Source organism: Pseudoalteromonas sp. NEC-BIFX-2020_002 (assembly GCF_013002825.1).
Classification (GTDB): domain Bacteria; phylum Pseudomonadota; class Gammaproteobacteria; order Enterobacterales; family Alteromonadaceae; genus Pseudoalteromonas; species Pseudoalteromonas neustonica.
Genome location: NZ_JABEPJ010000004.1, coordinates 216,146 through 229,534, shown reverse-complemented (window position 1 = coordinate 229,534; position 13,389 = coordinate 216,146). Strand labels below are relative to the sequence as shown.

General features: G+C 39.7%; 15 protein-coding genes. 9 read left to right on the top strand and 6 right to left on the bottom strand.

Annotated features, from left to right (window positions below):
* The first annotated feature begins 5 nt into the window (after positions 1-5).
* From HJP15_RS06985 to HJP15_RS06970, 4 genes are read left to right on the top strand one after another with little or no spacing between them, the layout of a single operon-like run.
* A complete protein-coding gene (locus HJP15_RS06985; protein ID WP_170173335.1) occupies positions 6-1,127 on the top strand; it encodes a retroviral-like aspartic protease family protein in 1,122 nt (373 codons plus the stop codon).
* A 12-nt stretch (positions 1,128-1,139) separates the two neighbouring features.
* The gene (locus HJP15_RS06980; RefSeq protein ID WP_170173334.1) at positions 1,140-1,520 is read left to right on the top strand and encodes a HopJ type III effector protein; all 381 of its coding nucleotides are present in this window, start codon (positions 1,140-1,142) and stop codon (positions 1,518-1,520) included.
* 50 nt (positions 1,521-1,570) lie between these two features.
* Complete coding sequence (locus HJP15_RS06975; RefSeq protein WP_170173333.1) at positions 1,571-1,834, top strand: hypothetical protein; 264 nt, start codon at positions 1,571-1,573, stop codon at positions 1,832-1,834.
* Positions 1,822-2,439, top strand: coding sequence for an ATPase (locus tag HJP15_RS06970; RefSeq protein WP_170173332.1), 618 nt, complete (start codon positions 1,822-1,824; stop codon positions 2,437-2,439). The genes HJP15_RS06975 and HJP15_RS06970 overlap by 13 nt, the downstream gene beginning before the upstream one ends.
* A gap of 17 nt (positions 2,440-2,456) precedes the next feature.
* On the opposite strand, the gene HJP15_RS06965 is transcribed toward HJP15_RS06970, so the two are convergent.
* Positions 2,457-2,762 carry a DUF6482 family protein gene (locus tag HJP15_RS06965; RefSeq protein ID WP_054205245.1) on the bottom strand — a complete coding sequence of 102 codons (306 nt, stop codon included), beginning with the start codon at positions 2,760-2,762 and terminating at the stop codon, positions 2,457-2,459.
* Between the two features lie 85 nt (positions 2,763-2,847).
* On the opposite strand from HJP15_RS06965, the gene HJP15_RS06960 reads away from it, so the two are divergent.
* From HJP15_RS06960 to HJP15_RS06950, 3 genes are all read left to right on the top strand, one after another.
* Positions 2,848-3,540 carry a pseudouridine synthase gene (locus tag HJP15_RS06960; protein ID WP_054205246.1) on the top strand — a complete coding sequence of 231 codons (693 nt, stop codon included), beginning with the start codon at positions 2,848-2,850 and terminating at the stop codon, positions 3,538-3,540.
* A gap of 81 nt (positions 3,541-3,621) precedes the next feature.
* Complete coding sequence (locus tag HJP15_RS06955; RefSeq protein WP_170173331.1) at positions 3,622-3,996, top strand: BlaI/MecI/CopY family transcriptional regulator; 375 nt, start codon at positions 3,622-3,624, stop codon at positions 3,994-3,996.
* 9 nt (positions 3,997-4,005) lie between these two features.
* Positions 4,006-5,217 carry a M56 family metallopeptidase gene (locus HJP15_RS06950; RefSeq protein ID WP_170173330.1) on the top strand — a complete coding sequence of 404 codons (1,212 nt, stop codon included), beginning with the start codon at positions 4,006-4,008 and terminating at the stop codon, positions 5,215-5,217.
* Positions 5,218-5,344: 127 nt separating this feature from the next.
* On the opposite strand, the gene HJP15_RS06945 is transcribed toward HJP15_RS06950, so the two are convergent.
* Positions 5,345-5,728 (bottom strand): MAPEG family protein, encoded by a 384-nt coding sequence (locus tag HJP15_RS06945; protein ID WP_054205249.1) that lies wholly within the window; start codon positions 5,726-5,728, stop codon positions 5,345-5,347.
* A 292-nt stretch (positions 5,729-6,020) separates the two neighbouring features.
* On the opposite strand from HJP15_RS06945, the gene HJP15_RS06940 reads away from it, so the two are divergent.
* A complete protein-coding gene (locus HJP15_RS06940; RefSeq protein WP_170173329.1) occupies positions 6,021-6,902 on the top strand; it encodes an EamA family transporter in 882 nt (293 codons plus the stop codon).
* Positions 6,903-6,967: 65 nt separating this feature from the next.
* Here the strand turns inward: HJP15_RS06940 and HJP15_RS06935 are convergent, their stop codons facing one another.
* Genes HJP15_RS06935 through HJP15_RS06925 form a run of 3 tightly spaced genes read right to left on the bottom strand, consistent with a single transcriptional unit; the run spans position 6,968 to position 9,727 of the window.
* Positions 6,968-7,285 carry a DMT family transporter gene (locus tag HJP15_RS06935; protein WP_170173328.1) on the bottom strand — a complete coding sequence of 106 codons (318 nt, stop codon included), beginning with the start codon at positions 7,283-7,285 and terminating at the stop codon, positions 6,968-6,970.
* A 3-nt stretch (positions 7,286-7,288) separates the two neighbouring features.
* A complete protein-coding gene (locus HJP15_RS06930; protein WP_054205252.1) occupies positions 7,289-8,821 on the bottom strand; it encodes a carbon-nitrogen hydrolase family protein in 1,533 nt (510 codons plus the stop codon).
* A 57-nt stretch (positions 8,822-8,878) separates the two neighbouring features.
* Positions 8,879-9,727 carry an MBL fold metallo-hydrolase gene (locus HJP15_RS06925; RefSeq protein WP_170173327.1) on the bottom strand — a complete coding sequence of 283 codons (849 nt, stop codon included), beginning with the start codon at positions 9,725-9,727 and terminating at the stop codon, positions 8,879-8,881.
* A gap of 119 nt (positions 9,728-9,846) precedes the next feature.
* Between HJP15_RS06925 and HJP15_RS06920 the strand changes: the two genes are divergently transcribed.
* Complete coding sequence (locus tag HJP15_RS06920) at positions 9,847-10,929, top strand: GGDEF domain-containing protein (RefSeq protein WP_249118437.1); 1,083 nt, start codon at positions 9,847-9,849, stop codon at positions 10,927-10,929.
* Here the strand turns inward: HJP15_RS06920 and HJP15_RS06915 are convergent.
* Positions 10,911-13,232, bottom strand: a complete 2,322-nt coding sequence (locus HJP15_RS06915; RefSeq protein ID WP_170173326.1) for a penicillin acylase family protein — start codon at positions 13,230-13,232, stop codon at positions 10,911-10,913. The genes HJP15_RS06920 and HJP15_RS06915 overlap by 19 nt on opposite strands.
* Positions 13,233-13,389 lie beyond the last annotated feature (157 nt).

Here is a 13,389-nt window from a genome sequence, read left to right as displayed (position 1 = left end):
ACAGGATGCAAAGCACGCTATACGTCAAAGTCATCACACTGTTATTATTGGCCTCAGTCGCTTTAAATGGCTATTTTTTATGGCCAAAAGAGCAGGTGCAATTAGCATCAAAGCCGACGTTAATAACACACGAAAACACCTTGATAAATGATAAAAGCAAAACCAATCCGCTATATGAACAAGCCACAGCTGATTTTCAGCAACAGCGTTTTTCTCAGGCGGTTACAAGCTACCAAAAACTAAAAAACACACACCCTTTACACGCTGAGCGCCTTTATTTTCACTGGCTCGATACGCTCGATAATTGGCTTAAAAATAATGAGCTCACCGTTGCAGATACTTTTTTACAAGCGTTTTTAAACAAGTACCCTTATGATATAAAAATGCTACGTCTTAATGCTGAGCACTTAGTTAAAAATCAGCAAATTCATCAAGCGATTGTCGCGTTTTTTTCTTTAAATTCATTCGCAAATGAGAGTGAGCAAGCTTTTATTTTACAACGCTTACAGCAATTGACCTTCGCACAAATAAATACGTTGAGCAAACAACATGCTTGGCAAAAAATAGTTTCTCAAACTTCTGTGTGGCTTGATTATGATAACGACAATCCTCATTACTTACTCGCATTGGCAAATGCGTATTATCAACTCGATGATATAACCAGCTCACAATCAACTTTAGAGCGCTTTGCAGTGGAACACCCGCTACAAAAACAAGTTGATGAACTACAAATGCAGATAACACATGCACAAAGTGGTGTAGATTTAATCTCACTCAAATCATACGGCGCGCACTATTTATTAAACATGCAAATCAATAGCTCATTCAATACCGAGCTAATGATAGACACCGGCGCGAGCTATACGGTGATACCCAATACAGTATTTCAAGCATTACGACCAATACCAGACTATATTGATAGCATAAGAGTTAATACTGCCAACGGCCAAGCAATTGCGCAGCGCTATCAGGTAGATTCCATTTTAATTGGCAAACAATATATTGAGAACTTTGAAGTATTAGTAATTGATAGTCATAGTGACTATGGATTGCTTGGTATGAACTTTTTACAATTGTTTAAATTTAATATAAACCAACAAACTAATCAGCTAGAGCTAGCTAAATAATTAAGGATAACTATGACACTCAATGACTTTTTAAGTCGCCTAGCGGACGAACCACAGAATATCGCTTTTGCAGATACAATGGCCGTGATCGAAGCAAATTACACATTTACACCTAGCGCATTTAATAATCATGGGCTGAAAAGCACTGCAACTGAAAACAATGGTTCATGTAAAATTTTTGCTTTTGCCAAACTCAATCAGCTAACGAAACAAAACACCTTAGATTGCTTTGGCGCATTTTACCGTGATGACGTTCTGAAAGATCCTGATAACAACGACCATATGAACATTCGTACTTTTATGTTGGCACCAGAGGCAACACCGTTTTTAGGTCTCACTTTTGAACAAAAAAACGTACTTATTCCATCCTTTAGCAGCCAAATAGAAAAATAGCGTATATAATTCAAGCTATCATTTTTGAAATTATTAACTCAGGAGCTTATATGACTGATGTGAGCAATTCAATAAAGCGTATATCGCAAGCACCACGAAAAGATCCTCTTATAGATTTAAAAACCCTCAGCACGACGGCTAAATCAGCAACAGTGCGCGCAAAGTTAAGGGCTAAAATGAATAGAGCAACGATTACAATCGCTAAAAATGGATACATAGTTAAAGTTTCCCCCGATGGTCAGGAAACGAGAGTTAAATCCCTTACAGCAATCCATAACTTCCCATCTTTAGTTGATGATTTATGTCAAGGCTGAGACTAATTGCAGGCCCTAATGGTTCAGGGAAAACAACTCTCACGGATGAGTTGCGGCAAAAATACGATGTACCTCTGGGTCAATACACAAATCCCGATGAAATTGAAAAATCACTTTTAATTGATGACCCAATTAAAAGGTCACAGCAAGCACAATTAATATCAAAAAACTTACGACAAAGCTGGCTCGATAAAAAGATTTCTCACAGCTACGAATCTGTCATGAGCCACCACAGCCATCTCGACTATATCTCTCAAGCAAATATGTTAGGGTTTAAGAGTTACCTCTATTATGTATGTATAAACGACCCTGAAATTAATTTAGATCGCGTTGATGAGCGTGTGGTATCAGGAGGACATCCAGTACCACCAGAAAAAATATTGAGCCGCTATGAGCGAAGTCTGAAGCAGTTGTATGCTATGACAAAACTTTGCCACAGAGCATATTTTTTTGACAACTCCAATGAATTAACCCCTTTCGCTGAAGTTACGCCTAAAGGCTTTTTAGATATCAAAGAAAAAGCATATAACAAATTGCAGCCAGTGTGGTTTCGTAGTCATGTGCTACTCAAATGGAAAAAAGATAAAATCCGAATAATCCGTTAACGCTCTAAAAAATAAAATTAATACAAGTGATTTTTACCATAAGGAACTTCTAACATATTGCTCGCTGTTTTTTCGCTTTGACCACACATTTCATCGTATGCACTGGTATGGCGTAACACCATTTGTGCGTAGCTCAAATGATCAAGGCGCTTTTGAATATGCAATGGACTCAGCCCTCGAATAAATTCACCTTTTTCGTCAGTGACATAATATTCAACGTTATTAATCATTACTGATACTTGGTATAACGCCATTTCCAATGAATGAACAATGACTTTTTGTAACGGTTGATGATCTTTAAGTTCTGATAATTTAATAGCCATGATCTGACCTTTTTAGTATTAGGTTAAATTATCTGTACGCAGGTTTGATATACTTTGATCAACTTAAAACCAAATGAATTAATTAATGACTGAACAAACTCGCCTTGCTAAATATATCGCTCATGCGGGTGTTTGCTCTCGCAAACAAGCCTCTCGCTTAATTGACGAAGGTATAGTAAGTGTTAATAACCGCCCAGCAAACCATATTGACCATGTTGATGATAACGACAATATACGTATCGATGGCAAACGAATTCAAGGGCGTGCTGCGTTAACCTATTTTGCTTATAACAAACCCGTTGGCATTGATTGTAAACTCAATCCAAATGATGCAAGTAGCCTCATTCACCATTTACCTAGTGGTACGCGTGTTTACCCCATTGGCAGACTTGATAAAGATTCCCGAGGCCTCCTAATACTCACTAACGATGGCGAGTTTTGTAATCAACTGATCCATCCTGACTTCCACCAGCCAAAGCGTTATTTAGTGACTGTTGATAAACCACTTGATGATAAATTTTGCCAAACAATGGCAAAAGGGGTGCCTGTTGATAAGCACATCACCTTGCCTTGCACAGTTGAAAAAATAGCTGAGCACCAATTTAGCATTATTTTAAAACAAGGCCTTAACCGACAAATACGTAAAATGGCGCATTATTGTGGCTATAAAGTTGTTGATTTATACCGTGAGCAAATTGCCGACCTTAATTTAGCGACTCTCAACTTAACTGAAAACACCCACCTTAAAATAGACAAATCTAACATTTTAAAAAATTAATTTATTTTTCATAAACTAGTTGCAAATTATGATTACAGGTGTAATCTGTTATTAAAGATTACACTTGTAGGCAATATATTAATGATTGAGTTATCTAAAGCAGAATTTGAAGTGCTTGATGCCCTGTGGGTTAACTACCCTGCCACAGCAAGCCAAATTATCGAACGCTTAAATGACGAAAAACAATGGCACGAAAAAACCATTAAAACTTTACTCGGACGCTTAGTAAAAAAAGGCGCTCTGAGCTTTGAAAAAGACGGTCGCCAATACATTTACACGCCTTGTATGGAGCGTGCTGAATACACACTAAAAGAAAGCCAAAACTTTATCGAACGCTTTTTTAGTGGCCGTATTGCACCTTTGGTAAGCGGCTTTGCTAAATCCGAGCAACTTTCTCAACAAGACATCAATGAGCTAAAAAAAGTGATTGATGAGTGGGAAAAACAGCAAAAGTAAGGGATTACTATGTTAGAAATTACCTTTAACTGGCTTATTGAACAGCAATTATTAATCAGTGTAATCATATTCAGTTTACTCATTTTAGAGCGCTATTCGCTTAAGTGGCTCAGTGCAAATTTTGTGTATAAGTTATGGTTATTACTACCCGTTGCACTGCTGCTCGTTAATTTACCCGCGCATTTAAAGCCATTACAAAGCTCGATTATAAGCACGATGCTGATCACCCCAAATCAAGCACTGAACACTCATTTCAGTATTAGCTGGGCACTATTGTATAACGTAGTGCTTGGGTTATTGCTTATTGCTACGATTGTGACGCATCAGCGCTTTATCAAGCAATTAAGACTAACCAAGCTTAATGATGAACAACTGACCATCAGCAACCCTAATATACAGTTACTACAAAGTGAGGTCGTCAGTACCCCCATGGTGATTGGCCTATTTCGTACTCAATTAGTGATGCCAATCGATTATATGCAAAAAGTCGATAGTGCGTCATTAGTACTGATCATAGAACATGAAAAAGTACATATAAAACGCGCCGACAATTTATTCAACATGCTGCTATTAACAACCACCTTGGTGTTTTGGTTTAACCCATTAGCATGGCTTGGCTACATCAGCTTTAGGCGTTTACAAGAGCTTTCATGCGATGAAAAGGTACTCAAAAATAAAACCACCCAACAACGGATTTTATACAGCAAAGCGCTAGTAAACTGTGCTGCAAATACCCGCACCAGCTTAATGGCATATTCACACTATGGAGATAAAAATACGATGTTACAACGACTCAATCAAATCAAACACACTGGTAGTAGCTCAATGATTGCCAAAGGCGCGCTACTCATTTTTGCTGCGGGAATGCTAAGTAGCTTTGCTATTGCAAAACAACCTGATGGGATGAAACAAGTGGATAAAATCACGCCAATTATCCGCATTGAACCAAAATACCCCACTCAAGCCGTCGAACAAAGTATAAGTGGCTCAGTGGTATTAAAATACGATATTAGCCCAACGGGAAAAACACTTAATGTATCGGTTGTCAGTGCTAGCCCTGACGGTGTATTCAATAAGGAAGCTAAAAAAGCGCTAAAACAATGGGAATATAAGCCGTCGGATTCAGGCTTTAAAGATTTGCTCGTACGGTTAGACTTTGCAATAAATGATGATTATAAATCAAAAGATTTAATAGAAAAAATTACGGTTGCTTCCAAGTAAGCATTTGTACCCAAAGACCCCAAAGCAAGCGCCTTGTTTAAGCCGCTTGCTTTGGCGTTTATACTGCAGCAAAATCAATCACGAAAGGTCAACACGCCCAAGTAACCTCAGCTTTTAAATCAACGTATTACATACTGACCGCAATCATTGCCACGGCAGAACCTAAGCCCACAAACCACACCAATGAACGTAATACATCTAAATTTAAGTAATAAAAAACACAATATAATACACGTGCAATAATATGGGTAATAGCGAGCAATTCGGTTACCTGATGAACACTGTTTGTCCCTAACACCACCGCCAAAGCCACTGCGAATACCGCCAAAGCTTCAAAACAGTTTTGATGTGCAGCTAAAGCTCTTGCGCCAAACCCTGTTAGCTTAGTTTGCTGGTCGCGCGGATGTTTATTATCGTAGCCATCGAGTTTGTTCATCGCGAACGCCACCGGAGCCTTAGCAAAGTAAGGCATCAGTACAGCAAGTAGTGCGCAAATAAGTAATATCGTCATTGTTATTCCTCGTTAACCTGAGTTTAAGTTAGTTAAAATTTTAATTAACTTAGCACAGCTAAACTCAACTCGTTATAACTTAAGACACAATTCGAGTAATAAAAAAGCCGCGATTGCTTATATAAGCAATCGCGGCTAGCAATAACATCACACTAACTATAGCGCAGCGTGAGGTATTTGAAACTGTGGCATATTGTCGCAGTTGATGAATATTCATAAGCGGTAATCCTCCCTCGCTTTAAACTTCGCGGCCTGTTAACTTACCTCTCACTGCTATTTTTTTGTAACGATCATGATCTGGATATTTTTCACTTTTTTAGCCGCCTTTATGCAAGCGTGGCGTAATGCACTGCAAAGTAAATTAAGTAATGATATGAGCGTAGCGGGTGTAACATTAGCGCGCTTTATTGTTGCCAGCCCTATTGCCGCGATTTATCTTTATTCACTTTATCAATACCAGCCGACAGCTATGCCCTCATTTAATAATACCTTTTGGGCCTTTATTGTAGGTGCAAGTGTGATGCAAATTATTGCTACTGGTTTAATGGTTAAGCTATTTAAAATGAACAATTATGCTGTGGGTGCTGGGCTTGCAAAAAGTGAAGCGCTGGTTGCCGCAATTCTAGGCGTACTGTTTTTTGGTTCTGCACTGAGTTTACTCGGTTGGTTAGGGGTGTTTTTAGGCGCTATCGCTGTATTGATACTCAGCGGTATTACTAAAGTTAAACAGTTTAATTTAACCACCGCCTTGCTTGGGCTTGCCTGTGGCACCTGCTTTGCGCTTACTTCGTTGTGGGTGCGTGAAGCAAGCTTAAACTCGGGCCTATTATTTCCTCACTCTGCAGCATGGGTCTTACTATTTGTGATCAGCCTACAAAGTATTATGTTACTTGTGTATTTAGCTATTAAAGAGCCGCACACATTAAAGCAAATGTGGCGCTATAAAAGAATGGTCAGCTTAGTGAGCTTCTTTAGCTGTATAGGATCAATTGGCTGGTTTAGTGCCATGAGTTTACAACATGTCCCCTACGTTAAAACGCTGGGGCAGGTAGAGGTTTTCTTTACCATGTTGATCTCGGTGTTATGGCTCAAACAGCCTTTAAAACGCCAAGATACCGCTGGGCTTGTATTAATCGCTATTGCCGCGATATTGGTAATGTTGCCCACCAATTAAATAACTTCCACTTAAATAAAAAGCGGCTCACCAAGTAGCCGCTTTTTATTTTTTAGTTATTCCACTTAATGACTTATTTTTAAGGTAATTACACCGCTGATAATCATTAATACACCGGCTACACGGCCAAATGTAGCGGCATCATTATAAAAAAGGATCCCCACTATAAATGTCCCGGCCGCGCCAATACCAGTCCATACAGCGTAGGATGTCCCCATTGAAATATAACGCTGTGCCAGCCATAACATAAAGCCACTGGCAACCATAAACGCCACGGCAACACCTATACCCAACCAACGATTTTCACCCTCTTGTGACATTTTCAATCCAACAGGCCAACCAATTTCAAGCAGGCCTGCGATAATTAAATACACCCATGCCATTTTTTAGCTATCCCTCTTTTTCAAAATAACGTCGTATAAGTCTTCACGACGATCTTTTAAGTTACGGACGGTGCCTTCGCTGTGGAGTACCTTTAACTTATCCATATCTAAATCACTGAATAACAGCATTTCAGTATTGGGAGTGGCCTCGTTGAGCGTCGCATCGTGTGGGAATGAAAAATCCGACGGAGTCAGTACGGCTGATTGCGAATATTGCACATCTAGGCTTTCTACTTCTGGTAAATTGCCGACAGAACCTGCAATGACTACATAGCATTCGTTTTCAATGGCGCGAGCCTGTGCACAATGGCGAACACGTAAATAACTGTTTTTAGTGTCTGTCCAAAATGGTACAAACAGAATGTCGAGCCCTTGCTTTGCTAAAATGCGCGACAATTCAGGGAACTCTACATCGTAACAAATTTGAATACCCACACGCCCTGCATCAGTTTCAAACACCGCTATTTTATCGCCACCTTGGATCACCCAATCATTTTGCTCATGCGGGGTAATATGAATTTTACGTTGCTCATCAATTTTACCGCTACGGTGACATAAATAGCTGACATTATAAATTTTATCGCCTTCGGCAAGCGGCATTGAACCGGTAATTATATTGGCGTTATATTCAATCGCCATTCGCGACATCGCATCACGAAAAGTCTCTGTGTATTCAGCTAAATAACGAATTGCTTCGGTTTGATTTCTTTGTTCGCTGAGCCCCATTAATGGAGCATTAAAAAATTCAGGGAATAAAATAAAGTCACTTTTGTAATCAGATACTGTGTCTACAAAATACTCAACTTGCGTGAGCATTTCTTCAACCGATGCAACACTACGCATTTGCCATTGCACAGCACCAACTCGCACTATCGATTTGGTCGATTCGAGTACAGTGTCAGTTGGTTCAAACATAATGTTATTCCACTCAAGCAACGTGGCATAACCAACCGAGTTTTGATCTTCAGGCAAGTACTTTTTAAGCAATCTTTTAACCTGAAAGTCGTTCGATAATTGAAAGCTCAATATAGGATCATACAGTTCCTTATGATCCACCTTGGCGATATATTCTGTTGGTGTCATTTCATCGCTGTGATTGTAATAACGCGGAATACGCCCACCCGCTAAAATGGCTCGTAAGTTATACTGACGGCACAATTCTTTACGTGCATCATAGAGTCTGCGGCCTAAGCGCATACCTCGGTGAGTTGATGAAATAACAACATCAAGCCCATACAACGCATCTCCATCGGGGTCACTAAATACCCGATCATGACCGTCAACAATATCTTCGTAGGTATGTGGATTTGAAAAACGTGTGTAGTCAACTTGCACACTGAGCGCAATCCCTACTAATACACCATCATCAACCATACCTAATTGACCTTCTGGGAATTGGTCTATCAACCTAAAAATAGTATGGCTAGGCCATGCCCCGCCTAAATCAGGATAGGCTTGGTCCATCAATGTTTTAATTTGTGGATATTGTTCTTTTGTTAAGTTACAAATCTCTAGATGGGTCTTTTCTGCCGGCATACACAACTCCTTTAGGCGTAGGACATTAGTTTGTGGCCACCGCAGTGGCCAAATTTATTATTTTAAGCTTCGATAAAACAGTGTAGTAACGCGCTCTTTTGGTAACCACCCTGCAAATTCAATATTCAACTGGGCAAGAGGATCCGCTTTTAGTACATGTTCTAAACTGGCATTATCTTTCATCGCATTGAGCATAATTGCTTTTGCTCTAGCAACCAAGTCACGATATACCACCAGCTCTGAACGCTTGCTTAGCGGCCCATGACCAGGAATAATGTGCGTGTTATCGTTAATGCTTAGTAAAACATCGTCAACCGCATTTAATATGCCGTCAACACTACCACCACTGTCTACATCTACAAATGGTAAACCACCTGTATTAAAGAAGATATCACCCATGTGCACAATATTTTCTGATTCGAAAAAAACAACGGCATCACCATCGGTATGCGCATGAGGGTAATGCTTGAGCTTGGCGTGTTCGTTATTGAAATGCAACGTTAAATCATCATTAAAACTGATGCGCGGTAAGTAGTCAGAGCCCACACCATGCTTTTCAGTTAATCGCTTATGTACATTATTATGTGCGATGACATGAGCCCCCGCTTTCGCAAAGTTTTCATTACCCCCAGTGTGATCGCCGTGATGGTGTGTATTTATGACAAACTGAGCACTGCCGGGTTTTAATTCAGTTAACGATTGCTTGATCTGCTCAGATAACGTTGCAAACTGGTCATCAACAATATAAATACCATCGTCACCAACACTTGCAGCAATATTGCCACCTTGGCCAAATAATACATACATATGCTCACTGATTTTTTGTGTTTTAACAACGCTTTGTTCAGCATGACAACTTAAACTTAAAAGTGCTGACGTAATGAATACCGGAATTAATTTTTTCATTATTGTTCTCTTATTTTATATGTAGGTTAAATATAGAACGTTATGCTCATTATTTTCGCTCAAATTAATTTTTTATCTCCTATACTTTTAAAATGACTCACTCACATTTAGGAGGCCTTTTGACAACATCAGAACAACCCCTACATGCAAGTCTTGATGACGTTGAGCAAGTGAAATTTCAAATTATCAAAAAAGTGGCGTACTTTGCCTTAGCAACCCACGTATTACTGATATTATTTTTTGCGCAAATTGGTGCTCTGACTTTAGCAATTGTCAATATTTTTAGTGTCCTTGCTTGGGGCTCTGGGATCTTTTTAATAAGCCAAAGGTTGCATGCATTAGCCTTGCGAATATTTTGCATAGAAGTGGTATTACACTCGATTTTGGCATGTGCAACATTAGGATTAGAGCTCGGTTTTCAATTTTATCTATGGACCATTTCGTCAATGCTGTTAGTTGATTATCAACTTAAATTGAAGCAGGCTGTTATTTACAGCATGACATTAATAATTACCTTTGCTGGATTGTATTTTTTCTTTGCTGATGTCACTTACAACTATGCGTATGTATCACTTTTACCTTACATTAATATTATTAATATTATTATCGCCGGGCTTCCCATGATTTATGCATTTAGCTTGATCAGAGAAATCTCGATTTCACAGCGTATTGAATTAACTGAAATGGCAGCAAAAGATCACCTTACTAAATTATATAACCGGCGTTTTGCTAAACAGTTAATTATAGAAACTCGTCAAAAAAGCATCATGGCCGACAACCAAATTTGTGTAGTTATGGCTGATATAGATATGTTTAAACAGATCAACGACACCTATGGTCATGATAAAGGTGATGCTATCTTAACGATTATTGCAAGCGCACTAACAAACCAATTAAATTCAACCGATATTATTGTACGCTGGGGTGGCGAAGAGTTCTTGATCGTCCTCGCTAATACTAATGAAGCGGATGCTTTTGAACGTATTGAAGCATTACGCAATCACATACAAGCGCTATCACTTTTATCTATTAAACCAAATCTAACCATTACTATGAGTTTTGGTTTAATAGAATGGCGTCCTTTGGCATCATTAGAAAAAACATTACAACAAGCCGATGCTGCACTTTATAAAAGTAAAAACGATGGCAGAAATATGACCACCATCGCCACACCAGAACAAGACTACATGATAGGTGTATAATTTAGACTTACAGGTGTTATTACAATTTGATGGTTCAGCTTTTGCGGTAATAATGGCGTGAGTTCCGCTGCAATATAGCCCATGAAACCCGCTCGATAAAAAGGTGATAACGGATGCCCAGATTGCCCTCCAGGAATAGCCATTACTGCTTTATCTAGGTGGCCTGGTTGAGCTATAAATCGCTGTGAAGCACCAAAGTTTGGCCCTTGCACTGCTGGCATAAAACTATCACCAAACCCTGCCGCTTTAGGCATATTTAATAAATTACTTAATTGAGGGATCTGCTTTGAAAACGGGTGTTCAATGACTAATTCATTCACCTTACCCCATTGCCAATTTTGAATATCACTGCCAAATTCCAGCGTTAAATTTTCAATCGTTTTAATAAACGCACCGACTAATTGAGCATCCCAACTTTTAAATTGAGGATTGAGCCAACTGCTTGGCTGCTGCTCAATTAATTGCCAAATTGCAGGCTCTAAATCACGCTTAATATAACGCAGCGATCCACCCTCGGTTTTTAGCTTTGCCTGCATTGCACTAAAGGCAATGTTAATTACTTCATCACGATAGCGCCTTACTAAAGTGTACCCTATAGACTCTGCACATGCGCACGCTTGCCAGTTTTCAACTGCGCTAATATAGCGCTTATTCTCAAGACTATTTTGATTAAGCTGCCTAAGCAACAAGGTATGCCATGGCTTTAAAAAGCGCGCCTCATTATCATGTTGTAATTGATTAAAGTCAGCTTCAGTAAACTGCTGTTTTTCGTTAAGCCGGTCACGTATTTGACTAGAACGTGCGCCAAGCGCATAACCACCATTACCAAAACGCTTATTATCTTGCGCTGACACAACGCGAGAATTACCCGTCCATAAACGACCATTTTCAGGGTTTTTAACGTCCGGCCTAATTAATTCATTATCCTGCCACTGCGCTGAATAATCACTTTCCTGCACAGCGAGTTCACTAGGTTGAATACGCCCAGGAATTGCCCCCATATTTTTCCATGCGGCATTCCCCTGACTATCGACCACCATTAGGTTTTGTACGGGTATACCCACATCACTTGCAATTGTCAGCGCATCGTCAACCGTAACTGCCTGCTCGAGTTTTAGTAAATCCATATCAACCGCATAAGATTGATGTGCAACCCAACTTAATGCGTAACGTTTACCGCTAATTTCACGCACTGGTCCATAATTACTGAGCGTAAGCTCATAGGGCTGTGTTGTACCATCAGGCAACCTAATTTGCTCTGTCACTTGCCAAGTTTTACTCTCTGCATCAAGCGCAACCCAATCAGCCGTATCAAGGTAACCGTTCGTGAAACCCCAGGCGATTTTATTATTAGTTCCCACCACGATAGCCGGCGCGCCGGGTAAAGAAACCCCCGTTACTTGAGTCGCTTGCCCCGATACTACATAATTAAGTTGAGCTCGATACCAAATAACAGGAACCGCCATCGATAAATGCATATCGTCAGAAAGCATACCCGCACCCGTTTGTGTTAATTGCCCTGTGACCGCCCAGTTATTACTACCACGCTCTTGATTAACTGCAATTGATTGCCATGCATAAGCATCTGGTATTGCAGGATCTTGCTTTCGCAGCTGCGGTATGTCATCTATGTATTGACTAAGGAGACTGCCATCTAGTGCTGCTTGGAATTTACTTGGCTGCGTTAAAAAGGCCACCATTTCTGCGCCATATAATTGCTCTATTTGTATTAACGCTTTATCTCGTTCGAATGTTGCCGTTTGCAAATCCAAATACATACTAAAAATCACCAGTAAACTATCTTCACTGCGCCACGGTTTTTGAGCCGCGCCAGTTAATATATATTCAAAACTAGCAAACCCTATTTGCGCTAACCCTTCATTGACACCCGCAGCATAGCTTTTTAGCAATAGCTGATCAGCCGCTGGCAACTGCTTAACAATCGTGACACTACGTTTACGCAATTGATGAAAACGCATTTTTTTATCCAACTCTAAAGCTGCCTCACCAAATAGCTCACTCAATTCTCCTGCTGCGTTTCGGCGCAATAAATCCATTTGAAAAAACCGATCCTGCCCATGCGCAAAACCTAAACCATAGGCAGCATCATTTCGGCTATTAGCATTGATCACAGCTTGCCCTAATTCATCTCGGGAAATTGTCACTTTGTTACCGACTTCATGGCTGTGTCCGTTACCATCAAGGGTTGGTAAGCTTAATGACAGAGCACCATAAATGATACCGGTAGCAGCAAGCCCTAAAATCAGTACTGTTAGTCCCAACCACTTAATAATTTTTAGCATGAACGTAATCCTTACAAATGAGTTGCCCTATTCTAAGCATACTTTTATGAAAAAATAATGTTCATTTATTGAAAAATGAAACAAATCAAAACGAAGGACTTTAAATGAGCTAACAAGCCAAAAAGCTGAATAAAAACATATAGTGTAATTTTTCCAC

Coding starts and splice junctions, on each gene's coding strand:
- HJP15_RS06935 (WP_170173328.1), bottom strand. CDS start 7,285: ATGGCATGGGTGTATTTAATTATCGCAGGCCTGCTTGAAATTGGTTGG.
- HJP15_RS06930 (WP_054205252.1), bottom strand. CDS start 8,821: ATGCCGGCAGAAAAGACCCATCTAGAGATTTGTAACTTAACAAAAGAA.
- HJP15_RS06965 (WP_054205245.1), bottom strand. CDS start 2,762: ATGGCTATTAAATTATCAGAACTTAAAGATCATCAACCGTTACAAAAA.
- HJP15_RS06945 (WP_054205249.1), bottom strand. CDS start 5,728: ATGACGATATTACTTATTTGCGCACTACTTGCTGTACTGATGCCTTAC.
- HJP15_RS06925 (WP_170173327.1), bottom strand. CDS start 9,727: ATGAAAAAATTAATTCCGGTATTCATTACGTCAGCACTTTTAAGTTTA.
- HJP15_RS06955 (WP_170173331.1), top strand. CDS start 3,622: ATGATTGAGTTATCTAAAGCAGAATTTGAAGTGCTTGATGCCCTGTGG.
- HJP15_RS06915 (WP_170173326.1), bottom strand. CDS start 13,232: ATGCTAAAAATTATTAAGTGGTTGGGACTAACAGTACTGATTTTAGGG.
- HJP15_RS06960 (WP_054205246.1), top strand. CDS start 2,848: ATGACTGAACAAACTCGCCTTGCTAAATATATCGCTCATGCGGGTGTT.
- HJP15_RS06985 (WP_170173335.1), top strand. CDS start 6: ATGCAAAGCACGCTATACGTCAAAGTCATCACACTGTTATTATTGGCC.
- HJP15_RS06970 (WP_170173332.1), top strand. CDS start 1,822: ATGTCAAGGCTGAGACTAATTGCAGGCCCTAATGGTTCAGGGAAAACA.
- HJP15_RS06980 (WP_170173334.1), top strand. CDS start 1,140: ATGACACTCAATGACTTTTTAAGTCGCCTAGCGGACGAACCACAGAAT.
- HJP15_RS06940 (WP_170173329.1), top strand. CDS start 6,021: ATGATCTGGATATTTTTCACTTTTTTAGCCGCCTTTATGCAAGCGTGG.
- HJP15_RS06950 (WP_170173330.1), top strand. CDS start 4,006: ATGTTAGAAATTACCTTTAACTGGCTTATTGAACAGCAATTATTAATC.
- HJP15_RS06975 (WP_170173333.1), top strand. CDS start 1,571: ATGACTGATGTGAGCAATTCAATAAAGCGTATATCGCAAGCACCACGA.